Source organism: Mycolicibacterium gilvum (assembly GCF_900454025.1).
Lineage (GTDB): Bacteria > Actinomycetota > Actinomycetes > Mycobacteriales > Mycobacteriaceae > Mycobacterium > Mycobacterium gilvum.
This window is the reverse complement of sequence record NZ_UGQM01000001.1, coordinates 2,488,308-2,511,692: the sequence shown is the minus strand read 5'-3', so window position 1 is coordinate 2,511,692 and position 23,385 is coordinate 2,488,308. Positions and strand designations below refer to the sequence as shown.

Sequence of the window (23,385 nt, the reverse complement as noted above, 5' to 3'; positions counted from 1 at the left end):
AGCGGCCGGCCCGGCTCGTGTCCCGCCGTAGGCGTTGCCGGATCACACCGGAGTAAAGAATCTGACTCCCGAGGTGACCGCGCGGTCGGGCCGATCCCGGCCGTCGGCAGCGACAGCGACAGCGACAGCGGAGGTTATGGGGTGGGAGCGGTCGGCGTGCCGCCGTCGGAGGCGCCGGGTTCCGCCTCCTTCTCGAGCTCCTCCTCGAGCTCCTCCTCGAACGACACAGCGACCTGCTGAAAGCTTTTGGCGCGCTGCGCTTCCGCCTGCCCGGCATACGCTCGGCGATCGGCATGGGTGAGATCGACGTTGTCGGTGAACGCTGTCAGCAGTGCACGCGGATGCAGACGATCGACGCGCACCACGTTGATCTCGGCGCAGATCATGAAGGCGGTGGACACGAGATACAGGAATGCCAACAGCCCCAACACGATTGCGAACACACTGTTGGTCACGCTCGCGGACGCGACCACATGCGCCACATAGGTGGCGCCGAACCACTGCAGCGCCTGCCACAACACCGCGGCCAGGACCGCCCCCGGCAGCACCTGGGTCCACGTCAACGGTCGCACCGTCGTGACCCGCAGAGCCACGGCGCAGACGGCGGCGTTCAACAGAACCGAGCCGACGACCACCGCCGAGGTGCCCAGAAAGCCCAGATTCGCCCAGTTCCGTCCCAGACCGGTCAGCAGCGTCGTACCCACCAGAAACGACCCGAGCACGATCAGCAACAGGATGCTGTACACGCGGGACTTGATCGGGTCACGCCGCACGTACCGGGGAACCGCCCACACCGTGTCCATCGCGTTCTGAAGCGCCTGCCCGACACCCAGTCCGCCGTAGAGGGCGCCGACGATGCCGATGACGACCGCTGTCGTTCCGCCGCTCAGCGATTCGGGGCGGCTGAGTTGCTCACCGATCAGGGGAAACTGGCTGATCGCGGAATCGATGATCTCGGCCCGCCACTGCGGCCGGTTCCACAGCAGCACGCCGAGGGTGGTGGTCAGCAGCAGCAACAGCGGGAACAAGGAGACGAACGCGTAGTACGCAAGCAGCGCCGCGAGGTAGTTCCCCTGGTCGTCGAGATACTTGTAGATGACGGCGATGACGAAGCCGGCAGCTTTGCTCCGTCGCTGCAGACGGTCCAACCACTCGACCATCGTGACCTCCCGCAGTTCCCGGCACACCCGGATCGCCGCGGCTGGAGTACCCGTTCACCTGGGGATTCACGCCGGTTCTCGGGCCGGAAGGGGAGCTCAGGAGACCCCTTTGGGCAAGACGCGTTTGGTTTTGACGAAGTGGGCAATACCTCTGGGCGCAAGCGTCACCCACCTACCGATTGGATTTGCCATGATCATCCTCGGAATCATCCTCTTGCTGATCGGATACTTCACCAGCCTCTCGATCCTGTACACGATCGGCGGCATTCTCGTCGTCGTCGGTGTCGTGCTCTGGATCCTCGGCGCCGTCGGACGCCCGGTCGGCGGCCGAAAAGTCTGGTTCTAGCCGCTTTTCCCTCGGACACTCGCTGAAAGCCCCTGCTTGCAGGGGCTTTCGGCATGTCCGGAGGCCGGATCAGCGCGAAAGGGTCTGCGAGGCAGCCGATGACGCGGCGAGATGGGATACGACCTCGGCCGCGACGTCCGGTGCCTGCCGGCGGAACGCCCGGAGCGGACCGATCAACGGCTCCTCGTACCCCGCGAACCACAGCCCGGGGGCCGCGGCGGGCGGGCCGTTGACCACCGGATGACCGTCGTCGGTCAACACCCCGAGGTGCCCGACAAGCGCATCGAGACCGCGGCGGTAACCCGTCGCGCCGATCACCACCTGGGAAGCCAACGCGGTGCCGTCGGCCAGAACGACACGATTCGTCTCGAATGATTCCACCGCGGAGACGATCTCGATACGGCCGTCCTTGACCCGCGGCACCAGCTCGTCGGCGATCGTCGGCACTTTGGCCCGCGCCCGCAGCGCGGTGTAGATGCCCTGGCGCGGCGGCGGGAGCCCGACGCCTGCGAGCTCGCCGAACCAGACCCGTCGCATCGCGGTGGCGGCACCGTCGAGAAGCCAGACCGGCAGCGTCGCCAGAAGTGGCCCGAGCGTGTCGATGGGAAGACCTGCCGTCGAACGCGGAACCAGCTGCGGGGGTGTCCGTACCGACATCCACACCTTGGCCGCGACTGCGCTGCTGAGCTGCAGTGCGATGTCCACGGCGGAATTCCCCGACCCGACCACCAGCACCTCCTGCCCACCGAAGGGCTCCGCACTCCGATAGTCGGCCGCGTGGAGAAGCTGTCCGGTGAATCCGTCCATCCCCGGCCAGGGGGGCAGGCCGGGCGTGTTGTGGTTGCCGAGGCCAACGACGACCGCCGAGGCCCGCACGTCCGCGTCATCGGTGGTGATCGACCACCCCGCACCGTCACGGTCGATCCGCTCGGCGCGCACTCCCAGCCGCAACCGCAGTCCCTGACGCCGGACGTAATCGTCGAAATACTCCACCATCTGGTCGCGTGTCGGCCAGCGCCCGAAACTCAGCGGGATCCTCTGCCCCGGAAGGTGGGACCAGAATCCGCATGTGTTCAGGCGGAACCCGTCGTAGCGCGCCCGCCAGCTCGCCGCGGGCGCGTCGGACCGGTCGACGATCAACGGATCGACTCCGTGCCGGTGCTTGAGTTCGCGCGCGATGCCGAGGCCTGCCGGTCCGGCTCCGAGCACCACCACCTGTTCGGCCCCGGGCTCGACGGAACCGCGCTGCGCCACGGAATCGTGCTGCGTCACCGCCACTTCCGATCAGGGAAGGTGACGGGTGGTCATCAGGCCCTCGGTGAGGTCACGCCGCAGTTGTTCGAGCATCGAGCGTGGGCGCAGTGGCGGACTTTCGGTACTGGCCTGGCGGGCCACACCGTCGATGACGTCGGCGAGCGCTGCCACCGACGACCACGTGGGCTGCCAGCCGAGTTCCTTCTCCGCCCGCGCACAGTCGAGCAACGGGACGCTGAAAGCCATGTCGAGCCATCCCCGGTCGATCGGTTGCAGCCGTGCCCGCCAGGTGAGATCGACGAGTGTTCCCAGGATCTGCGACGGGACGTGAATCTGTCTGGCGTTCAGGACCTCGGCGACGTCGGCGCGGCGCACCGGGAGCTCCGCGGCGACGTTGAACGGCCCCACGGCGCAGCGGTGCACGATGGCCACGAGTGCCGCGGCGACGTCATCGGCGTGCACGAGCGGAATGCACAACCTGCGGTCGAGAGGCACGATCGGAAGCAGCGGTACAACCGGCATCGGCACATAGCCCGGCAGCGCGTAACGCATCAAACCGCTGGCGGCATCGCGCTGCACGATGAATCCCGGCCGCAGCCTGGCCACCGGGATCGCCGCACTGCCCTGCTCGTCCAGATACTCGTCGAGGAGCGACTCCGCGCGGGACTTGTCCCTGCTGTAGGGCGAGGTCCGGATCCCGAGGGTGGGCCAGTCCTCGTTGACGTAGTCACCGTATCTGCCCGGCGCATAAGCGCCCACCGAGGACATGTGCACCAGATGTCCCACGGCGGCGGCATGTGCGGCGCCGAGAACGGCGCGGGTGCCCCCGACCCCCACTCGCGTCAGGTATTCGGTGTTGCGGGTGGGCTGGAACCCCCACGCCAGGTGTACCACGGCATCGGCGCCCTCGAAGATCGGGCGGAGCCGGTCTTGCGCATCGGCGTCAGCGAGATCAATTGCGTGCCAGGTTACTTCGCGATACACGCCCTCGGCAGGAGGTGGCCTGCGCACAATGCCGACGAGGTCGTGTCCGTCGCCGGTCCCGATCAGACGCCGTAGCAGCGCGGTGCCGACATTGCCCGAGGCGCCCGTGATGACGATACGCACAGGTCACACGCCATGCCGGGGGCCGTCATCGCCCGTGCGCCGCAACGAGATCACGGTGGCCAGTCCGGCCGCGGCGGCCGTGCCGATCAGCGCCGGCCAGAAGAGCAACTGGGCCAAGGCCACCCGTCGTTGGACCTTCAGACCACGTCGCGCCAGCGAACGTGAACGACGAATGACACTCACGGAATCGTCTCCTCAATCAACGCACGGACAGTGCACGAGCCTTACCCCTGCGGATCGTCACCGAAACCGTCATGCCGCCCCCGGGACCGCCGCAGAACCCTGCCGCGCAGCCGGGTCTCGTGCTCCTTGGCCTTGTTCTTCTCGATGAGGCTGGTGTCCCGCAGCGGCAGTTTGAGGGTGTCCTCCGCCCTGATGCCCGCCTGCAGTTGGCGACCACGCTCGAGTTCGGCGTCGACCTCGGCACCGAAGAGCAGCGCGAGATTGGTCAGCCACAGCCACAGCAGGAACACGATGACACCGGCGAGCGTGCCGAAGGTCTTGTTGTAGTTGCCGAAATTCGCGACGTAGAACCCGAATCCGAGGGAGGCGCACACCCAGGTGACGATCGCGATCGCAGCACCCACACTGATCCACCGGAACTTCGGTTGGCGCACATTCGGACTCACGTAGTAGAGCATCGCCACACCGAACACGACGAGAACGAGGAGCAACGGCCACCTGGCGATGTTCCAGACCGTCAATCCCGTGGCTCCGACCCCGAGGTATCCGCCGACGGCCTCTGCCACCGGCCCGCTGACGGCCAGCAGGAGCGCGGCCGTCGCGGCGACGATCAGCCCGACCAACGTCAGGAACAGTTGCTGCAGGCGCAGTTTCCAGCCGGGTCGGCCTTCCTCCACTTCATAGATGCGGTTCATTGCCCGCCCGAACGCCCCGACGAAGCCCGAGGCCGACCACAACGCGCCGACGATGCCCAGCACCAACGTCAATCCGGCCGACGGTGCGTTCACGAGCTGTTGGATCGGCTCCCGCAGCACGTCGACGGCTGCTCCCGGGCTGACGTCATCGACGATCCCGAGCACGGCGTCGGCCGTGCGCTCGCTCTGCCCGATGACTCCGAGCAGAGACATGACGACGACGAGCGCGGGGAACAGCGACAGCACCGCGTAGTACGTCAACGCCGCGGCGAGATCGGTGCACTGGTCGTGCGTGAACTCCCGGGCGGTCTTTCGCAACACGAACAGCCACGACGGCCGGGTGAGGTCGGTGGGCGACTCGGGTTTGGCCGGATCGTCGGCCGGCGGGGCGTCCACCTTCTCGGCCTCGGCGGGCTCAGGGGCAGCCGACGCAGCGGACTCCGGCAGTTCATCCGGGCCGGCGTGGGTGTTCCGCTGCGACCGTGTGAGGACACCGGTGGCCAGTCCCGCGGCGAATGCTCCCGCTACCGCCGCGGGTCGAAGTGCTCCCACGGGGGACTCAGACGCGCGGGCGGGTGCCGCGGCGACCCGTGATTCCGAGGTAGGCGGCGATCAGCGCGATGGCGACGATGATGCCGACCAGGAACGGGATGACCTCGAATCCCCCATTGGAATTCGAATACCCCAGGGTGTAGGTGATCCACGTCCCCAGGAACGACCCGAGGGCGCCCAACACGATGGTCATCAACACGCCGATGTTCTGCTTGCCCGGCATCACGAGCCGTGCCAGCGCACCGACGATGAGACCGACGACGATTGCGCCGATGATGGTTCCGATCATGTTCTGCTCCTCGCTTGGGCTCCGACCAGCGGACGGATAACCAGGCAGATGTCGCTTAAACACCGGACCGTATGCGTGTCGCGTCGGCTCCCTCGTCGCGGACCGGCAGACGCCCACGCGAAATCCTCACGCCACCAGCCTGTTACGTGGTCACCGTCCTGTATCGCCCGAGTCGCAGCGGGCCACGGGGCACTTTGCTCGCGGCATGAAAGCCCAGGAAAGCCGATTGCGCCCGGGCGCGCCCCGCGACTCAGGACGGTTCGCCCCCCGGGCCGGCAGGAAGCCCGCCTCAAACTGCGCCTTCCTGAGGATTCCATGAGGAGTACACCGGCAATGAGAGACAAAAAGCGAAGCGTCGACGCCGAATTCACTGATCAGACCCGGTGCACGCGATGCTCACCCGTGTCGCTCGGCCGTGACGGCCGCGTTGCAGGGTTGCTTTCGACGGCGGACGACGTATTCTCGTACTCAGGTGTTCGAACGCATGTATCGCCGTGACGACGACCTTGAGCACCTGTGAAAGCCATGGCGATAAACCTGCCGTAACAAGCGCATGTCGAGACTCCGGCGTGACCTCATTGGCCTGGTGCCAACGCAAGTGAGCGGTTACTCAGCGTTTCGCGTGCGTGCTACGCCTTACCGGCCCGGAAAGCCGGAACGACAGCACATCGGTCCACCGCCGCCGGACGTCCCAGTTCGACCGACGGACCCCGGACCGACCCGCGAAACGTGCTCGACACGGAAGCCGTGATTCCAGTGCACACCCAGTCTCTTTCGCCCCCCACCCGCACCACCTCTCCGCGCAAGCGGGACGGATACGACGACGTCCTGGACATGTTCCGCGAACTCGCCGTCCTCGACCGCGACTCGGCGGCGTTCCGGCGGCAGCGCGAGGCCATCATCGCTCGCTGCCTCCCCCTGGCCGATCACATCGCGCGACGGTTCCGAGGCCGTGGCGAGGGCCACGAGGACCTCGTCCAGGTGGCCCGCGTGGGACTGCTCAATGCCGTCAACCGGTTCGACGTCGACAGCGCCAACGATTTCCTGGCGTTCGCGGTCCCCACCATGATGGGTGAGGTCCGGCGGTACTTCCGCGACCACGGATGGTCGCTCAAGGTCCCGCGACGTCTCAAGGAACTCAATGTGCGACTCAACGCGGCGCGGGCCGACCTGACCCAGGACCTCAACCGTGCGCCCACTCCCAGCGAGCTCGCCAAGTATCTGGGGATCGACCGCGAAGAGGTCGTCGAGGGGCTGGTGGCGGCCAATGCGTACTCCACGCGGTCGACCGAACAGCCGACGACGTTCAGCGGAGACGGCGAGGGATTGTCGCTGCAGGACACCTTCGGCGCCCCCGACGACAACATCCAGAAGGTCATCGACGTCAACACCGTGCAGCCACTGCTGGCGGCGCTGCCCGAGAGGGACCGCCTCGTGCTGAAGCTGCGCTTCTTCGAGGACAGGACCCAGAGCCAGATCGCCGAGCAGATCGGGGTCTCCCAGATGCACGTGTCGAGACTGCTGGCCCGCGCCCTGGCGACGCTGCGCGATCAGGTCGGCGGCGAGCCGGCGACGCACTCCTGAGGCTGCGTCCACGCGGCCCGGCGGGGACGAGGTTTGCCCAGGTGGTCGGCGGGGTAAACACCGCCACCTGGTTCAGCGACGAGCCGTCGTTCACCGCCTTGTGAGGAGTCCTCCGTTGTCTGAGCCCCGCCGCGAGTACAGCGACGTGCCGAACATGATCCGCGCACTGCGTCAGCTGGATCCGGCATCGCCGGAGTACCGCCGCCTGCACGAGCGCATCATCGCGATGACACTGCCGTTGGCTCAGCACACCGCGCGGCGTTTTCGCGGCCGCGGTCAGTCCCACGACGACCTCTTCCAGGTCGCCAGCGTGGGCCTGGTCAACGCGGTGAAGCGGTTCGACCCGGACAGCGGTTCGGATTTCCTCGCCTATGCCGTACCGACGATCATGGGCGAGGTGCGGCGCTACTTCCGCGACTGCAGCTGGGCGGTGAAGGTTCCGCGCCGGCTCAAGGATCTGAACAGCCAATTGGCAAAGGCGCGTGCGGAGTTGACCCAGCAGCTGGGCCGTGCCCCGACCCCGAGCGAGGTCGCCGCGCACCTGGGCATCGACCGGGAAGAAGTCGTGCAGGCGACGATCGCGAGCAGCAACTACGCGACGCTGTCCACCGACAGCACGTCCGGCCCCGACGGCGACTTCGTCGCGCTGCGGGAAACCCTGGGAGAGCCGGACGCACGGCTCGACGCCGTGGTGGACAACGAGACCATCCGCCCGCTGATCGAGAAGCTGCCGCCGCGCGAGCAGGCGGTCCTGAAGCTGCGCTTCTTCGACGAGATGACCCAGACGCAGATTGCCGAACGCATGGGCTATTCGCAGATGCACGTGTCCAGACTGCTGGCCAAAGCGCTGGCCACCTTGCGGGACCAGGCGCTCAGCGACGGAACGGCGGCCGACTTCGTACCGTCGCGATCCGGCCGGGTCGCCTAGCTCCTCCCCACGTCTCCGCGCAGCGTCGAAAGCGGTCGCAGCACAGTCGGATTCACGTCACATCCGGTCACGTTTTGACCCTCTTGCGGCGGGTAAGCGCAGTCATACGTTCGCCGGGCAACCCGGGACGACGGCCTCGCGGCGCGTGCGTCCCCGCCTCGCGACACACCTCACCCGGATAGGAGTCGTGATTTGTTGCGCGTTGCCTCGGTGCCCGGCTCGCACGTCTACGTGCGGCACCTGTCCCACCCTGACATCCCCGGGGTCGTTCGTCTGCAGGACCCGGTACCCGCTGACCGACGGAAGGTGCCCGGCGGCTGGTGGCCGCCGCTGATGCTCGAACCAGGCTGGGTCGGCGCCCATCACGATCTCTTCGACGTGTTCCACGTCCATTTCGGCTTCGACGCTGTCGGCGCCGACGTGTTGACCGGTGTGGTGCAGGAACTCAAGGCCTGCGACAAGCCGCTCGTGTACACGGTGCACGATCTGCGCAACCCCCACCATGTCGACCCGGTCGAGCACACGGTGCAGCAGGATGTCCTCGTCGCCGCCGCCGACGCGTTGATCACGCTCACCCCCGGCGCCGCGCAGGAGATCCGGCGGCGGTGGGACAAGGACGCCGTTGTACTCCCCCACCCCCACGTCCTCGACCGTCGTCGCATCGAGGCGGCCCGCGTCCCCACCGACCGCTTCGTGGTGGGAGTGCACGTCAAGAGCATCCGGGCGAACATGGACCCCCTTCCGGTCCTCGCCGCGCTGACCGAGATCACCTCCCGACTGCCCGCCGCCCAACTGGCGATCAACATCCACGACGAAGTGTTCATCCCCGACAATCATTGGTACGCACCGGATATCGGGGAGGCGGTGCGCGCCTTCGGCGACTACGAACACGTCCGGGTCACCGAGCACCCCTACTTTTCCGATGCGCAGCTGTGGGATTACCTCGCGTCGCTGCAGGTATCGGTACTGCCGTACCGATTCGGCACGCACTCCGGATGGCTGGAGGCCTGCTACGACCTCGGCACCGCCGTGATCGCCCCCAGCTGCGGGTTCTACAGCGAGCAACGCCCCTGCCACGAATACACCTTCACCGAAGAGGAATTCGACGTCGACTCCCTGAGCAGCGCTGTCGAACTCGCCTACGGCGACTGGCTCGGCGGGACCCCCGCGCCGAGGGCGACATGGACCGAGCGCAGGACGGAGCGCTCCATGCTGGCCTCGGCGCACCACGCGATCTACCGTCAGGTTCTCCGATGACGACGCCGCTGCGGATCGCCTTGATCGCCTCGTCGCGGTTTCCCATCCGCCAGCCTTTTGCCGGCGGCCTGGAGGCCCACGTCTGGCACCTCGCAAAGGCGCTCGCCGATCAGGGACACACCGTCGCGCTCTACGCCGCCGACGGTTCGGACGCCGACCTGGACTGTGCCTCGCTGTCGGTGCACCCGCTACGGCTGTCCGGCGCCGCGATGTCGGACGTCTCGATGCCGGCCGCGGACTTCATGGCCGACCACCACGCCTACCTCGCCCTGATGATGCAGCTGGCGGGCATCGACGCCGGAAGTTTCGACGTCGTCCACAACCACAGCCTGCACTACCTGCCGGTGGCGATGGCCGCGACGCTGTCCACACCGATGTTGACCACCGTCCACACCCCGCCCACACCCTGGCTGGAGTCGGCGATCCAGGCGTCGCACCGGCACGGAACCCGATTCGCCGCGGTGTCGGCGCACACCGCGGCGGCGTGGGCGTCCAGCGGAGGACCGTTCACGGTGGTGCCCAACGGTATCGACGCGCGGGCGTGGCCGTTGGGCCCCGGTGGTGACTCGGTGGTGTGGTTCGGCAGGCTCACCGCCGAGAAGGCGCCCCATCTGGCGATCGCCGCCGCCCGCCGCGCGGGCCGGACCATCACGCTCGCCGGTCCGATCTCCGATCCGCTCTACTACGCCGAGCACGTCGAGCCGCACCTTGGCCCTGACGTGCGCTACGCAGGGCACCTCGTCCACCGGGAGCTGGCGCGCCTGGTGGGCTCGGCGGCCGTCGCGCTCGTCACCCCGGTCTGGGACGAGCCCTACGGTCTGGTGGTCGCCGAGGCGATGTGCTGCGGAACGCCGGTGGTCGCCTTCGAGCGCGGCGGGATCCCGGAGCTGGTGTCGGCCGAGGCGGGGTTGCTGGTCCCGCCCAACGACGTCGACGCCCTCGCCGCCGCGATACCGGCCGCGTCCCGACTCTCTCGAAAGGCGGTGCGCGAGCACGCGATCCGGCGGTGTTCGGCCACTGCGATGGTCGATGCCTACCTGTCCCTCTACCGGCAGATGATCTCTGCGAGAAGCGACGACACCGATGATCGGTTACTACATCCACCATCACGGCCATGGCCACATGGCGCGAGCCGTCAGCATCAGCGCACACCTGCAGCGGCCTGTCACAGCGCTGACCTCTCGACCCTTGCCTGAGGCGCATCCCTTCACCGCGACCGTCACCCTCCCCCGTGACGACACCGCGGAGCACGTCGCCGAACCCACGGCGCACGGCGCCCTGCACTGGGCACCCCACCACGACGCCGGCTACGGCGCGCGCATGCAGGCCCTCGCCGAGTGGGTGGCCGACACCGGCCCCGATGCGTGCGTCGTCGACGTGTCGGTGGAGGTTGCCGTGTTCCTGCGACTCCTCGGGGTGCCCGTCATCGTCGTGGCCCAGCCCGGCGATCGCACCGACCCGGCGCACACGTTGGTCTACCAGGTCGCCGACCACATCCTCGCCCCGTGGCCGCGCGAGCTGAACACACCCCGCTGGCTCCTCCCGCACGCGGCGAAGACGAGCTACGTCGGCGGTATCAGCCGGTTCGAGGGGCGCACGGTCGACGGGTACGACGCCGATCGGGACGCCCGGATCAGGGCCGGGGAGTTGAGCGTGCTGCTGCTCGGCGGGGACGGTGGTGGGTTCGACGAACGGATACCGTCGGCGGGACCGGACGGGGTCCGGTGGAATGCGCTCGGCGGTGCAGGCGGGGACTGGGTGGACGATCCGTGGGCGGCCATCTGTGACGCGGACGTCGTGGTGAGCCACGCCGGTCAGAACAGCGTCGCCGACCTCGCGGCGGCGCGGCGGCGCGCCATCGTCATCCCGCAGCCACGGCCCTTCGACGAGCAGGAGGCCACCGCCAACGTCCTTGCGCGCCACGGGCTGGCCGCCACCGCCACCGGATGGCCGGACGACGACGCATGGCCGCTGCTGTTGCAGACCGCGCGAGAGTCCGATCCGGGTCGGTGGCGACGCTGGCGTGTCGACGGTGCGGCCGCACGCGCCGCCGAGGCCATCGAAGACACCGCGCACCGCTGCCGACGGCCGGTCGCGTGAAGACCGCCGTCGTGACCGTCGCCCACGGGCGGCACGGGCATCTCCGGCGGCAGCTGCGCGGCCTGCGCCTCAGCGCTGAGCAGCCCGACACGCACTTCGTGGTTGCGCTGGCCGACCCGGCGATCGCGGGCGTGGTGCGCGAGGAGAACGCAGCGGCAACCGTCCTCGAGTGCGCAGCCGGACCGCACCTGCCCCTGGCAATGGCCCGCAACCTCGGAGCCGACGCCGCCCTCGACGCGGCGGCCGAGTTGATCGTCTTCCTCGACGTCGACTGCATCCCGTCACCGCGTCTGATCGCGCGCTATCGCGCGGCCGCGGATCACGGTGACCACCGCGACGCGCTGCTGTGCGGCCCCGTCACCTACCTCCCGCCACCGGGTACGCGCGGCTACCCCCTGCCCGTTCCGGACGATGCGATCGACCCGCACCCCGCCCGTCCCTCACCGCCGGGCGACACCGTGGTGTGCACCACGGATTACGCGCTGTTCTGGTCGCTGTCGTTCGCGGTGACTGCGGACACCTGGCGCACCGTCGGCGGATTCTGCGAGGAGTATCAGGGGTACGGCGGCGAAGACACCGACTTCGCCCGCTGCGCCGCCGCCAGGAATGTCCCGATGCGATGGGTCGGCGGCGCGCACGCATTCCATCAGCACCACGCCGTCAGCAACCCCCCGGTGCAGCATCTCGCCGACATCGTGCGCAACGCGCGACTGTTCCACCGCCGGTGGGGTGAGTGGCCGATGGAGGGCTGGTTGAGCACGTTCGAAGATCGCGGGCTGATCACCCGGGACCCCGATGGCACGCCACACGTGGCGGGAACCCGGCCGGGTCGGGCCGGGCTCGTCTAATTCAGCAGCTCGAGCTGATCGTCGTCGAGAAAAACCAGCTGACCGTCGTCAAGAGCGACAGCCCAGCGGCGCGACCGGACGGTCGACTCGGCATCGACGACCACCGGCGTCCCCGCAAGGTCCCCGAAATCCTCGACGATCTCTCCCGTCGCCCCGTCATCTCCGACGGTGCGGACCCGGCGGCCGACCGCCAGACCGGCATCGTCGCCTTGCACTTGTGCCATCGCTGCACTCTAGCGCCGACCGCCCCCATTCCGGGCAAATCCGGATGCCGCGTCCGGTCCAGGGTGTCGGCTGCCACACTGTGCCGGTGACGCAATCCGGCGAGACGCGGGGGCTGCGCGAACGCAAGAAAGCCGCCACCCGGCTCGCGATCCGCCGCGAGGCCTTCCGCCTGTTCGAGGATCAGGGCTACGCAAACACCACGGTGGAACAGATCGCCGATGCGGCCGAGATCTCGCCGAGTACGTTCTACCGGTACTTCGCCGTCAAAGAGGCCGTCCTGCTCTCCGACGACCACACCACACCGATCGTCGACGCCTTCGTCGCCGCACCGTCTGACATGTCCCCGATCGCCGCGTACCGGCACGCCGTCGCCGAGGTGTTCGCCGGGCTGTCTCCAGAGGAGCGGGACAACGCGATCCTGGGTCAGCGACTGCTGTACACGGTGCCCGACGCGCGCGGGCTGGTCTACAACAAGTACGTCCGGCTGCTCGGGTTGATCGCCGACGGTCTCGCGCACCGTCTGCCCGAACCGACGGACGCGATGGAGCGGCGGGTCATCGCCGGCGCCGTCGTCGGCGTGCTCATCGCCGCGTCGCACAACAACCCGCTGCCCGGCGACGTCGTCGACCGCGCGCTCACCTTCCTCGACTCGCGACTGCTCTGAGGATCACGCTGCGCAGAACCCGGGATCGGTCCCGGGTTCTGTGCGACAATGAAGCACCCGCTGAACCGAAGCATCACCAGTTCGCAGGTGTTCGACCGGGTTGCCGTTCAGCATTCAGCGCCAACGCCAGAGCGAAACGTCGCATGCGCGACCTCTGCGCAACCTCAGCGCGACCCCAAGGCCCTGAAGGGAATCCGATGACAGCCCCCACCCGATCGATCGACGTACTCCTTGTCGAGGATGACGCCGGCGACGAATTGATCACCCGAGAAGCGTTCGAGCAGAACAAGATTGCCAACACGCTGCACGTCGCTCGCGACGGGCAGGAGGGCCTGGACTTCCTGTACCGGCGCGGAGCCCACGAGCTGGCACCTCGCCCTGATCTGGTACTCCTCGACCTGAACCTGCCGAAGTACGACGGTCGGCAACTGCTCGAGCAGATCAAGTCCGATCCCGAGCTGTGCGACATCCCGATCGTGGTGCTGACGACCTCGGCCGCGGAGGAGGACATCCTGCGCAGCTACAAGCTTCACGCGAATGCGTACGTGACCAAACCGGTCGACCTCGACCAGTTCATGAGCGCGGTGCGCCAGATCGACGAATTCTTCGTCCAGGTGGTGCGCCTGCCTCCGCGCTGAGTGCCCTACGGATTCCGTCGCCGGGGACACCTCAGATTGACGGAGCCGTCAGTATCACTACCCGCGCCGGGTGGGAAAACGTCAGGCTACGGCGACATTTCGGTAATTTGTCGCAAGCGTGTCGACAACTTCGGATTTCGTACTATCCTGGTTCACGGTTGAGCTATCAGCCCGCGGAAGCGCTTGTTCAGCGCACCCTCGGCCAGCGACGACCGGCGAGGCTCCTCCGCACGAACTGTGAGAGTGAGAATGGTAGCCATCAGGACCGAGCGGATATTCGCGCCGTCGATCTCGTCCGATGAGGACCAAACCCGTTGCGGTGCAGCAATCTTCGCTACACGTCCCTGTTCTCCGAATCGAATCGCGGTCGCCGTCGTCGGCGAGGTCGACGCGGTGAACGGGCGCGAGCTCGCCCGCTACGTCGAACGGCACCTTCGGGTTTCACGGCAGCTCGTGCTCGATCTGCGTGCCGTCGACTTCTTCGGAAGCCAGGGCTTCACCGCGTTGTACTACATCAGCGTGCACTGCACCCGCAGCGATGTGGACTGGGCGATCGTCGCGAGTCCGCCCGTGCGGCGGCTCCTGTCGATCTGCGACCCGGAATCCGAACTGCCGCTCGCCGACGACCTCACCGCGGCGTTGGCACGACTGGACCGGCGTGCCCAGCGCCACACGCCGTTCGTCTGGTCGGCGCGGTCGGGTTGGCGCACGGGCTAGACCCGGCGCGGGTGGTTTGGCCCGTGTGCTTCGTGGGCAACATGTACAGCCATGACGCACGCGAAAGTTTTTCTGATGTCAGCACTGGCGGCGACGGCTGTGTTGAGCGGCTGTTCTCAGGTCACCAATGACGGTGGTGACACCACGTGCGCGGACTTCGCGTCCGCCGACGAGAAGAAGCAGAACGAAGCCATCACCAAGATGCTCACCGACGAGGGCAAGAACGAACCCGCCAACGCCGAGCTCACCGGAACCCGGCTGTCGATCACCGCGTTCTGCCAGACCGTCGGCAAACAAGACAGCACCATCAAGGAAGCACCGCACCTGTAACCGGTCCCGGCCCCCGGGCCATGACGTCCGTCACACGAAGTTGGTATCCGGATAGCGAACGGGTATCGGGATCTCACCTCGAAAACACGGCGAAAGGAAATGCCATGGGCGACAGCGGACCTGAGAACGCGGTCGAAGGTGTCATCGAAGACGTCAAGGGCAAGGCCAAGGAAGTTGCCGGCATCGTGACCGACAACGACGGCCTGCGCGAAGAAGGCCGCGCCCAGCAGGACAAGGCCGAAGCCGAGCGCGACGTCGCGAAGAAGGAAGCCGAGGCCGAGGCTGCCCGCGCCGCCGCCAGCGCCGCCGAGGCCCGCCAGGAGAGCGCAGAGAGCGCCAAGTAGCCACGCACCCAGACAATCGGGCCCCACCGTCACCGGTGGGGCCCGATTGCGTTGCGCAGGTGGCGGGTGTGACGCGCGGCGGGTCGGCTAAGGTCTGTATGGCTGGTCGACCCGACCGGCCCCGATGAACAGGCAGGAAGCCGGTGTGAATCCGGCGCGGTCCCGCCACTGTGACCGGGGAGCGAACCCCACGTCGACCACGGCCGAGAGGCTGGAAGGTCGGGGTGAGCGCTGATCCGGGAGTCAGGATACTGCTCTCGTCGGCCCTCTTGCTGGGACGCGGAAATCCCGGATGGAGCCGAAGCATGATGCCTTCACGTCGCTGCCTGTCCTCTGTCGCCGCGGTGATGGCCGCCCTCGTGTCGCTGACCGGTTGCGCTGCGTCCGCCCCGCCGGAGTCGGGCGCCACGTCAGCGGTCGTGTCGGTCGACAACTGCGGTGAGCAGATCCGTCTCGAGGCTCCTCCACAGCGCGCCGTAGGTTACTTCCAGCAGTCCGTCGAGTTGATGCTCGCACTGGGACTGGGCGAGTCCGTGGTGGCCACGGTCTACCCCGACAATCCGCCGCTGCCGCGGTACGCCGAGGCCTACCGGTCGATCCCGCAGTTGTCGAACAAGGACGCGTCCTTCGAGCAGGTCCTCTCCGCGGCACCCGATTTCGTCTACGGCGGGTATGCCAGTGCGTTCGACGACACCGCCGGACGTTCCCGGCGGGCATTCCACGATGCCGGCGTCGCGACCTATCTCAACCCGGAATACTTTGCGACAGAACCGATCACGATGGACGATGTGCACACCGAGATCCGCACGATCGCCGCGATCTTCGGTGTGCCGGAACGGGCCGACGCGCTCATCGAGGAGATGCAGGACCGGGTGGCGGCGGCAGCCGCGGCCGTCGACGGCGTCCGCACCGCGAAGATCTTCGTCTACGACAGCGGCGAGGACACCGCGTTCACCGCCGGCCGTCAGGGCATCGGCAACCAGATCATCGAACTGGCGGGCGGGACGAACATTTTCGGCGATGTCGAGGACACGTTCGCCGACGTCTCGTGGGAACAGGTGGTACAGCGCAACCCGGACGTCATCGTCATCTACGACTACTTCGGCACCCCGTCGGTGGAGGACAAGTGGGCGTTCCTGCAGTCCAGGCCCGAACTCGCCGGCGTACCCGCCATCCGTGACGACCGCTACGCAGTGCTGACCCTCCAGGATGCGGTCCTCGGAGTCCGCGCGCCCTACGCGGTCGAGACCCTTGCCCGACAAGTACATCCGGAGCGCTTTCGGTGACACGGGCCGCGCGGGCCTCCCTCCCCTACCCGGTGCTGATGCTCGGTCTCGCGGCCACGGTGCTTGCCGCCGTCGTCGCGGGACTGGCGATCGGCTCGATCGCGATACCGCCGGGCGACGTCGCCCGCATCCTCGCCCACCAGATCGTTCCGAACCTCGTCGACCCCACCTGGCCTGCCCACTTCCAGACCGTCATCACCCAGGTCCGCGGACCCCGGGTGGTGCTGGGCGCCGTGGTCGGGGCCGGCCTCGCCGTCGTCGGCATGACGTTGCAGGCGTTGGTGCGCAATCCCCTGGCCGATCCCTATCTGCTCGGGGTGTCCTCCGGGGCGTCGGTCGGCGCTGTGGCGGTGATCGTCACCGGGGTCAGCCTCGTCGGGGCACTGTCGACGTCGGCGGCCGCCTTCGCCGGCGCACTGCTGGCGTGTTCGCTCGTGTACGGCCTGTCTCGCGCGGGCGGACGGGTCACCACGACCCGGCTGGTGCTCGCCGGGGTCGCCGTGGCGTACGTGCTGTCAGCGGTCACCAGCCTGATGCTGATCACCGCCGATGGTGGCGACCGGGCCCGGCAGGTGTTGACGTGGCTGCTCGGCGGTCTCGGTAGTGCGCGGTGGGACAACCTCTGGCTGCCCCTGGCCGTCGTCGGCGCGGGCCTGGTGGTGCTGATGGCCCACGGCCGTACCCTCAACGTCCTGCTCGCCGGTGACGAGGCCGCCGCGACGTTGGGCGTTGACACGCAACGCTTCCGGGTGCGCGCGTTCGTGCTGACATCCCTGGTGACCGGCGTGCTGGTCGCTGTCAGCGGACCGATCGGTTTCGTCGGCCTGATCCTGCCGCATGCCGTGCGCCTGTTGGTCGGCAGCGATCACCGCCGCGCGCTGCCGGCCGCGGCGCTGGCCGGGGCCGGCTTCCTGGTGCTGGCAGACATCGCGGCGCGCACGTGGGCGTCGCCGCAGGAGATTCCGGTCGGCGTGCTGACCGCGCTGTGCGGCGGGCCGTTCTTTCTGTGGCTGCTGCGACGCGACGCGCGGCGGGCCGACACCGGAGCGGCTTGGTGACCGCTGCCCGCCTGAGCACCGCCGGGCTCTGCGTCGATCTGGGCGGCCGCCGCATCGTCGAGGACGTGTCGATGGACGTTCCGGCGGGCAGGGTCGTCGGCATCGTCGGCCCCAACGGGTGCGGCAAATCGACCCTGCTGCGCACGCTCGGCGGCATCCTGCGACCGGCATCGGGCGTGGTGAGCATCGACGGCACCGACATCGCCACCCTCGGCGCACGGCAGCTCGCACGCACCGTCGCGGCGGTCCTGCAGGATTCCGCGGGCGATTTCGACCTTCGGGTCCGCGACGTGGTCCTGATGGGGCGCAGCCCCTACAAGCGGATGTTCGAGGGCGACAACGCGTCCGACATCCGAATCGTGGGTGACTCGCTGGCACTGGTCGACGTCGCACACCTCGAAGACCGCCCGTTCCCGCTGCTGTCGGGCGGCGAGCGCCGGCGAGTCCTGGTTGCCAGGGCGCTCGCGCAGCAGCCACGCCTGCTGCTCATGGACGAACCGACCAACCACCTCGATGTACGGCACACGTTCGACGTGCTGGCCCTGCCGGCAACCCTCGGCGTCACAGCCGTCATCGCGCTGCACGATCTCAATCTGGCCGCCCAGTACTGCGATGTCATCCACGTGCTCCGCAACGGACGTCAGGTCGCGGCCGGAAGCCCGGCGGACGTCCTGACCGCCGAAATGCTGGGCGACGTCTGGGAGGTCAGTGCAACCGTGCAGCGCCACCCGGACACCGGCAGACCTCACATCTACTTCGATCCTCGCCGCAGGGTGACAGAAGAATCTCGGTCGGGTTGAGATGCAGTTGCAGGAAACGACTCTCGGCGCACTTGCTGCCATCATCGGACGGTGGCGCGCAGAGCACTGAGTAATACCGACAGCGGACTGGCGGCGCGTCTGGCTGCCTTCGCCTCCCTCGGGGCGGGCGTCATCCATGCCGCAGTCGTGCCGGCGCACTGGAACGAGTGGATGCCCGCCGGTGTGTTCTTCGCGGCGATGGCACTGGCGCAGGCGGGGTGGGCGCTTCTGATCCTGCTCCGGACGACGGCACCGGTGCTGTTCTTCGGGATTGCGCTCAACATCTCGGCGATCGTGCTGTGGGCGTTGTCCCGTTCCGCCGGAGCGCCGTTCGGCCCGCACGCGGGAACCGTCGAACACATCCAGGGTGCCGACCTGTGTGCGCTGCTGCTCGAAATCTATGCGGTGATGGGGGCAGGCTGGGTATGGCGGCGCGGACGCCGCGGGGAGTCGATCCCCGCGTTCGCGAACGCTCTGGTCTCCCTCGGCGCCGCCGGCGTGGTGATCCTCGCGTCCACCGTGGGGGTCACGTCGGGTCTGCGCCACGGGCACCACGACGCGGGAGCCGGCCACGCCGAAGCGGGTTCGCACCACGCGCCCTCCGCGCCGATGCCCGTGATCAAGATGAACGACTCCGGCCCCGGGGCGCCGACGCCTCCGCCCCTTCAGTCCCCCGGGGTTGCCGGGGCGCCGCCGGCGCCGTCCGACGGCCACGACCATCACCACTGAGAACCGCCCTCGTACCGGCCTCCGGGCTCAGATCCAGGCGTCGCAGCAGCTGCGCGTTGAGCGCGACGACGATCGTCGACAGCGACATCAGGACCGCGCCGACCGACATCGGCAGAATGAAGCCGACCGGCGCGAGCACGCCGGCGGCCAGCGGCACCGAGACGAGGTTGTAGCCGGCGCCCCACCAGAGGTTCTGCTTCATCTTCCGGTAGGTCGCGCGGGACAGTTCGATCACCGACAACACCGAGCGCGGGTCCGAACTGGCAAGGATGACACCGGCGGACGCGATCGCGACATCAGTGCCCGCGCCGATGGCGATACCCACATCCGCCTGCGCCAGCGCGGGCGCGTCGTTGACGCCGTCGCCGACCATCGCGACCTTCTTGCCCTCGTGCTGCAGCGCCGCGACCTTCGTCGCCTTGTCCTCCGGCCGCACGCCCGCGAAGACCCGGTCGATGCCGAGTTCCCGGCCGACGGACATCGCGACGGCGTCGGCGTCGCCGGTGATCAAGACGACCTCGACACCCAGGGTGTGCAGGGCGTCGACGGCGTCACGTGATTCGGGACGGATCTCGTCGGCCAGTCGCAGCCCGCCCACTACCGCGCCGTCGCGCACGACGTGCAGGATGATGGCCCCTTCGGCGCGCCACCGATCGGCCTCGGCGACCTCGTCGGCGTCCACCTCCTGAAGCAGACGTGGTCCGCCGACACGGATGTCGTGCCCCTCCACGGTGGCGGCCACACCGACCGCCGGGGACGACGTGAAACCGGCGGCGGTCGGCACGGTGATCCGCCGCTTCTGCGCGGCGCGCACGATCGCCCGGGCGAGGGGATGCTCGCTGTCGGCCTCGGCCGCCGCGGCGAGGGCGAGCACGGTGTCGCTGTCGAGACCGGCGACCGCGTCGACGGCGGTCACCGTCGGCTCGCCTCTGGTCAGCGTGCCCGTCTTGTCGAACAGCACCGCGTCGACGGTGCGCATCCCCTCCAGCGCAAGGCGGTCCTTGATCAGCACCCCGCCGCGGGCGGCGCGCTCGGTGGCGATGGAGATGACCAGTGGGATCGCCAGACCCAGCGCGTGCGGACACGCGATGACGAGGACGGTGATCGCGCGGATCACGGCGGCGTCGACGTCTCCGATCGCCGACCATGCCGCCGCGGTGACGAGGGCGGTGACCAGGGCGAACCAAAACAACCAGCCCGCCGCCCTGTCCGCGAGACGCTGGGCGCGCGACGACGAATTCTGCGCTTCGGTGACCAGACGCCGGATCCCTGCCAGCGCGGTGTCCTCACCAATGGCGGTGACCTGCACGCGCAGTCCCGAGTCCGTCGCGACCGTGCCCGCGGTCACGGCATCGCCGACGCCGCGACCCACGGGCCGCGACTCCCCGGTGATCATCGACTCGTCGACCTCCGCGCGGCCGTCGATGATGCGGCCGTCGGCCGGGAGGCTGCCGCCGGGTCGCACCACCACCACATCGCCGACCCGCAGATCCGCAGGCGCCACGGTGATCGTTCGGTCACCGTCGACCTTTTCGGCTTCGTCGGGCAGCAGCGCGGCCAGGGAGTCCAGCGCCGAGGTGGTCTGCGCCAGAGAGCGCATCTCCACCCAATGACCGAGCAGCATGATCACGATGAGGAGTGCCAGTTCCCACCAGAACTCCAGTTCGTGGTGGAGCAGCCCCAGGCTCGCACCCCAGGACGCGACGAAGGCGACGGTGATCGCCAGGCCAATCAGCAGCATCATTGCCGGTTTGCGGGAACGGATTTCGTCCAGCGCCCCGGAGAGGAACGGGCGTCCGCCGACGACGTACATCACCGTCCCGAGGAGCGGAGCGACCCAGCGGGCCCCAGGCACGTCGGGAACGTCGTAGCCGACCAGCATCGCGAACATCCCCGAGAACGCGACGACCGGAACGGCGAGGATCAGATTGAGCCAGAACAGTTTCCGGAACTGCGCGACGTGGTCACCGTGCCCGGCATGTCCATGATGGTCGTGATTGCCTGTCACGTTGCACTCTCCTCACATGGGAGCTGCCTCCGGCGGTCAAGCGACGCGCACGGCCGAGTACCCGGCTTCCTCCACCGCGTCGAGAATCTTCGTGTCGTCGACGGGGCCACTGGTGGTCACCACCAGGGTTCCGGTCGCGGCGCTGACATCGACGGATTCCACCCCGGCGACCTCACCGACTTCCTCGCGCACCGATGATTCGCAATGCCCGCAGGTCATTCCGGACACGGCGTATCTGCTTGTACTCACTGTCATTCCCTTCCGGCACGCGGGGTATCGACCAGGTCCCACCGTATACCCCTATGGGGTATACGGCAAGCGACCGCGCATCGCCCCTGGGTACGTGATCGCGCCACCGGTATCGTCACGGCGCAGTCGCCAGGCACCATGAGCACTATGGACCATCCACAGGGTTCGCCCTCCGAGCACTCCAGGGGATACCGCGCGCTCGTCGTCGACGACGAAGTTCCACTGGCCGAGGTGGTGGCCAGCTATCTGCATCGTGAGCAGTTCGACGCGGTCGTCGCCGACAACGGCGTCGACGCGATCGCGCTCGCGCGCGACTTCGACCCGGACGTGGTCGTCCTGGATCTGGGTCTGCCGGGAATCGACGGACTGGAGGTGTGCCGGACGCTGCGCACCTTCTCCGACGCGTACGTCGTCATGCTGACCGCCAGGGACACCGAACTCGACACGGTGCTCGGCCTGACCGTCGGCGCCGACGACTACGTCACGAAACCCTTCAGCCCTCGCGAACTCGTCGCGCGCATCCGGGCCATGCTGCGACGTCCCCGGCTATTGCAGTCCCCGCCGACCGGCGCCGATCGAGAGGTCGCGCCACCGCGACGCTTCGGTGCGCTCAGCATCGACGTCGCCGCCAGGGAGGTCCGGATCGCAGACGAACCGATTCTGTTGACGCGCACCGAGTTCGACATTCTGCAGACGCTGTCCGGCCGACCGGGAGTCGTGCTGAGCCGGCGCCAACTTCTGGAGATCGTCCGCGACGAACCCTGGGTGGGCAACGACCAACTCGTCGACGTCCACATCGGGCATCTGCGGCGCAAGCTCGGTGACGACGCCACACGCCCGCGCTACATCGTCACGGTGCGCGGTGTCGGTTACCGGATGGGCACGGGCGAGTGAGTGCCACCCGCCGGACCGCCGCGTCGCCGACGCGCCGGTGGCGTCGGCCCGGAATCGGTCTGCGTCTGCTGGCCGCCCAGGCCATCGTGTTGGCCGTCGGCGCCGCCACCACCGCGGTGGTGGCGGCCGTGGTGGGTCCGCCGTTGTTCCGGGAGCATCTGCACCGCGCGGGTGTCCCGACGAACTCGCCGGAAGAGATGCACGCCGAGGAGGCCTACGGATACGCCACGGTGATGTCCATCGGGGGCGCGCTCGCGGTGTCGGCGCTGGCCGCGCTCGCCGTGAGCGTCTACGTGAGCCGGCGACTCCAGCGATCCGTCACCGAGGTCGCCGGTGCGGCAGCGCTCGTCGCCGAGGGGCGCTACGACGTACGGGTGTCCCCGCCCCGTCTCGGCGACGACTTCGACGCTCTCGCCACGGCGTTCAACCAGATGGCGTCGCGGCTGCAGTCGGTGGAGCGCACACGCCGACGGCTGTTCGGTGACCTCGCCCACGAGATCCGCACGCCCGTCGCGGTGCTCGACGCGTACGTCGAGGCGCTCGAGGACGGGGTGCGTACCCTGAACGCGGAAACCGTTGCCGTGTTACGGGATCAGACGGGGCGCCTGGTGCGCTTCTCCGATGACGTCGCCGCGCTGGCGAAGGCCGAGGAGAGCTCCGTCACGATGGCCTACGCCGAGGTCGACACCGAACGGCTGGTCCGTCACGCCGTGGCGGCCGCCCGCGAACGCTACGACGCCAAAGGTGTTGCGCTGCAACTCCGGACGGCGCAGGCACTGCCGCCGCTCTGGGCCGACGAACAGCGACTCTCGCAGGTCCTCGACAACCTGCTCGACAACGCGCTCCGACACACCGCACCCGGAGGTCGCGTCGAAATCCACTGCCGCGCCGACGGTGGCCGGGTGACGATCACCGTCGCCGACAACGGTGAGAGGATCGCCACCGAGCACCTGTCCAGCGTGTTCGACCGGTTCTACCGCGTCGACGACGCCCGCGACCGCGAACACGGCGGAGCAGGGCTGGGCCTGGCCATCGCGAAAGCTCTCGTCGACGCGCACGGCGGATCGATCGCCGCGGTCAGCCGCGGGACCGGCACCGGCGCGACGTTCACCGTCGAGCTGCCGACGACCCCTCTCTGAT

Annotated in this window: 27 protein-coding genes and 1 riboswitch; of the genes, 18 read left to right on the top strand and 9 right to left on the bottom strand. The window is 68.4% G+C overall.

The features are described 5' to 3' along the window. Positions 1-134 precede the first annotated feature (134 nt). Positions 135-1,160, bottom strand: a complete 1,026-nt coding sequence (locus DYE23_RS12035; RefSeq protein ID WP_099962688.1) for a YihY/virulence factor BrkB family protein — start codon at positions 1,158-1,160, stop codon at positions 135-137. A 190-nt stretch (positions 1,161-1,350) separates the two neighbouring features. Here DYE23_RS12035 and DYE23_RS12030 point away from each other — a divergent pair, with 190 nt between their 5' ends. After that, positions 1,351-1,506: a hypothetical protein gene (locus tag DYE23_RS12030; protein WP_013471942.1), complete on the top strand. Its 156-nt coding sequence runs from the start codon at positions 1,351-1,353 to the stop codon at positions 1,504-1,506. Positions 1,507-1,575: 69 nt separating this feature from the next. Here the strand turns inward: DYE23_RS12030 and DYE23_RS12025 are convergent, their stop codons facing one another. Genes DYE23_RS12025 through DYE23_RS12010 form a run of 5 tightly spaced genes read right to left on the bottom strand, consistent with a single transcriptional unit; the run spans position 1,576 to position 5,586 of the window. Continuing rightward, positions 1,576-2,778, bottom strand: coding sequence for a flavin-containing monooxygenase (locus DYE23_RS12025; RefSeq protein ID WP_115328944.1), 1,203 nt, complete (start codon positions 2,776-2,778; stop codon positions 1,576-1,578). Positions 2,779-2,790: 12 nt separating this feature from the next. After that, positions 2,791-3,867 carry an NAD-dependent epimerase/dehydratase family protein gene (locus DYE23_RS12020; RefSeq protein WP_115327292.1) on the bottom strand — a complete coding sequence of 359 codons (1,077 nt, stop codon included), beginning with the start codon at positions 3,865-3,867 and terminating at the stop codon, positions 2,791-2,793. 3 nt (positions 3,868-3,870) lie between these two features. Beyond that, the gene (locus DYE23_RS30620) at positions 3,871-4,050 is read right to left on the bottom strand and encodes a hypothetical protein (protein WP_147292282.1); all 180 of its coding nucleotides are present in this window, start codon (positions 4,048-4,050) and stop codon (positions 3,871-3,873) included. Between the two features lie 41 nt (positions 4,051-4,091). Next, positions 4,092-5,297: a YihY/virulence factor BrkB family protein gene (locus DYE23_RS12015; RefSeq protein ID WP_115327291.1), complete on the bottom strand. Its 1,206-nt coding sequence runs from the start codon at positions 5,295-5,297 to the stop codon at positions 4,092-4,094. Positions 5,298-5,304: 7 nt separating this feature from the next. After that, positions 5,305-5,586 (bottom strand): GlsB/YeaQ/YmgE family stress response membrane protein, encoded by a 282-nt coding sequence (locus DYE23_RS12010; RefSeq protein WP_013471946.1) that lies wholly within the window; start codon positions 5,584-5,586, stop codon positions 5,305-5,307. 834 nt (positions 5,587-6,420) lie between these two features. Here DYE23_RS12010 and DYE23_RS12005 point away from each other — a divergent pair. The 6 genes from DYE23_RS12005 to DYE23_RS11980 all read left to right on the top strand — a co-directional run bounded on the left by DYE23_RS12005 (position 6,421) and on the right by DYE23_RS11980 (position 12,303). Continuing rightward, entirely contained in the window at positions 6,421-7,170 is a 750-nt protein-coding gene (locus DYE23_RS12005) for a SigB/SigF/SigG family RNA polymerase sigma factor (protein WP_235660575.1), read from the top strand. 115 nt (positions 7,171-7,285) lie between these two features. Continuing rightward, positions 7,286-8,098, top strand: a complete 813-nt coding sequence (locus DYE23_RS12000) for a SigB/SigF/SigG family RNA polymerase sigma factor (RefSeq protein ID WP_011894724.1) — start codon at positions 7,286-7,288, stop codon at positions 8,096-8,098. Positions 8,099-8,290: 192 nt separating this feature from the next. After that, positions 8,291-9,355 (top strand): glycosyltransferase family protein, encoded by a 1,065-nt coding sequence (locus DYE23_RS11995; protein WP_011894725.1) that lies wholly within the window; start codon positions 8,291-8,293, stop codon positions 9,353-9,355. Next, complete coding sequence (locus tag DYE23_RS11990) at positions 9,352-10,551, top strand: glycosyltransferase (RefSeq protein ID WP_115327289.1); 1,200 nt, start codon at positions 9,352-9,354, stop codon at positions 10,549-10,551. The genes DYE23_RS11995 and DYE23_RS11990 overlap by 4 nt, the downstream gene beginning before the upstream one ends. Further along, the gene (locus tag DYE23_RS11985) at positions 10,439-11,455 is read left to right on the top strand and encodes a glycosyltransferase (RefSeq protein WP_115327288.1); all 1,017 of its coding nucleotides are present in this window, start codon (positions 10,439-10,441) and stop codon (positions 11,453-11,455) included. Before DYE23_RS11990 ends, DYE23_RS11985 begins: the two co-directional genes overlap by 113 nt. After that, positions 11,452-12,303 (top strand): glycosyltransferase family 2 protein, encoded by an 852-nt coding sequence (locus DYE23_RS11980; RefSeq protein ID WP_115327287.1) that lies wholly within the window; start codon positions 11,452-11,454, stop codon positions 12,301-12,303. The genes DYE23_RS11985 and DYE23_RS11980 overlap by 4 nt, the downstream gene beginning before the upstream one ends. Here DYE23_RS11980 and DYE23_RS11975 read toward each other — a convergent pair. After that, positions 12,300-12,527: a hypothetical protein gene (locus DYE23_RS11975; RefSeq protein ID WP_013471953.1), complete on the bottom strand. Its 228-nt coding sequence runs from the start codon at positions 12,525-12,527 to the stop codon at positions 12,300-12,302. The two genes, DYE23_RS11980 and DYE23_RS11975, sit on opposite strands and share 4 nt — an antisense overlap. 44 nt (positions 12,528-12,571) lie before the next feature. Here DYE23_RS11975 and DYE23_RS11970 point away from each other — a divergent pair, with 44 nt between their 5' ends. The 9 genes from DYE23_RS11970 to DYE23_RS11930 all read left to right on the top strand — a co-directional run bounded on the left by DYE23_RS11970 (position 12,572) and on the right by DYE23_RS11930 (position 19,094). Continuing rightward, a complete protein-coding gene (locus DYE23_RS11970; protein ID WP_172527758.1) occupies positions 12,572-13,192 on the top strand; it encodes a TetR/AcrR family transcriptional regulator in 621 nt (206 codons plus the stop codon). A 197-nt stretch (positions 13,193-13,389) separates the two neighbouring features. Then, on the top strand, positions 13,390-13,830 hold the full coding sequence (locus DYE23_RS11965; protein WP_011894729.1) for a response regulator: 441 nt from the start codon (positions 13,390-13,392) through the stop codon (positions 13,828-13,830). 249 nt (positions 13,831-14,079) lie between these two features. Beyond that, positions 14,080-14,547 (top strand): STAS domain-containing protein, encoded by a 468-nt coding sequence (locus DYE23_RS11960; RefSeq protein ID WP_115327286.1) that lies wholly within the window; start codon positions 14,080-14,082, stop codon positions 14,545-14,547. 75 nt (positions 14,548-14,622) lie between these two features. After that, on the top strand, positions 14,623-14,877 hold the full coding sequence (locus DYE23_RS11955) for a hypothetical protein (protein ID WP_374226439.1): 255 nt from the start codon (positions 14,623-14,625) through the stop codon (positions 14,875-14,877). A 104-nt stretch (positions 14,878-14,981) separates the two neighbouring features. Continuing rightward, positions 14,982-15,221 carry a microaggregate-binding protein 1 gene (gene mbp1 / locus DYE23_RS11950; RefSeq protein WP_011894732.1) on the top strand — a complete coding sequence of 80 codons (240 nt, stop codon included), beginning with the start codon at positions 14,982-14,984 and terminating at the stop codon, positions 15,219-15,221. Positions 15,222-15,354: 133 nt separating this feature from the next. Further along, positions 15,355-15,475: riboswitch (cobalamin riboswitch) on the top strand. Between the two features lie 51 nt (positions 15,476-15,526). Further along, on the top strand, positions 15,527-16,507 hold the full coding sequence (locus DYE23_RS11945; RefSeq protein WP_115327285.1) for an ABC transporter substrate-binding protein: 981 nt from the start codon (positions 15,527-15,529) through the stop codon (positions 16,505-16,507). Continuing rightward, entirely contained in the window at positions 16,504-17,565 is a 1,062-nt protein-coding gene (locus tag DYE23_RS11940) for a FecCD family ABC transporter permease (RefSeq protein WP_115327284.1), read from the top strand. The genes DYE23_RS11945 and DYE23_RS11940 overlap by 4 nt, the downstream gene beginning before the upstream one ends. Then, on the top strand, positions 17,562-18,365 hold the full coding sequence (locus DYE23_RS11935; protein ID WP_115327283.1) for an ABC transporter ATP-binding protein: 804 nt from the start codon (positions 17,562-17,564) through the stop codon (positions 18,363-18,365). The genes DYE23_RS11940 and DYE23_RS11935 overlap by 4 nt, the downstream gene beginning before the upstream one ends. Before the next feature lie 51 nt (positions 18,366-18,416). Next, complete coding sequence (locus DYE23_RS11930; protein WP_115327282.1) at positions 18,417-19,094, top strand: hypothetical protein; 678 nt, start codon at positions 18,417-18,419, stop codon at positions 19,092-19,094. Here DYE23_RS11930 and DYE23_RS11925 read toward each other — a convergent pair. Continuing rightward, a complete protein-coding gene (locus DYE23_RS11925) occupies positions 18,985-21,102 on the bottom strand; it encodes a heavy metal translocating P-type ATPase (RefSeq protein WP_115327281.1) in 2,118 nt (705 codons plus the stop codon). The two genes, DYE23_RS11930 and DYE23_RS11925, sit on opposite strands and share 110 nt — an antisense overlap. Positions 21,103-21,138: 36 nt before the next feature. Continuing rightward, on the bottom strand, positions 21,139-21,351 hold the full coding sequence (locus tag DYE23_RS11920; protein WP_041788635.1) for a heavy-metal-associated domain-containing protein: 213 nt from the start codon (positions 21,349-21,351) through the stop codon (positions 21,139-21,141). Positions 21,352-21,489: 138 nt separating this feature from the next. Between DYE23_RS11920 and DYE23_RS11915 the strand changes: the two genes are divergently transcribed. Both DYE23_RS11915 and DYE23_RS11910 read left to right on the top strand, forming a co-directional pair. Then, positions 21,490-22,245, top strand: coding sequence for a response regulator (locus tag DYE23_RS11915; RefSeq protein ID WP_115327280.1), 756 nt, complete (start codon positions 21,490-21,492; stop codon positions 22,243-22,245). Next, the gene (locus tag DYE23_RS11910) at positions 22,242-23,384 is read left to right on the top strand and encodes a sensor histidine kinase (protein ID WP_115327279.1); all 1,143 of its coding nucleotides are present in this window, start codon (positions 22,242-22,244) and stop codon (positions 23,382-23,384) included. Before DYE23_RS11915 ends, DYE23_RS11910 begins: the two co-directional genes overlap by 4 nt. Position 23,385 lies beyond the last annotated feature (1 nt).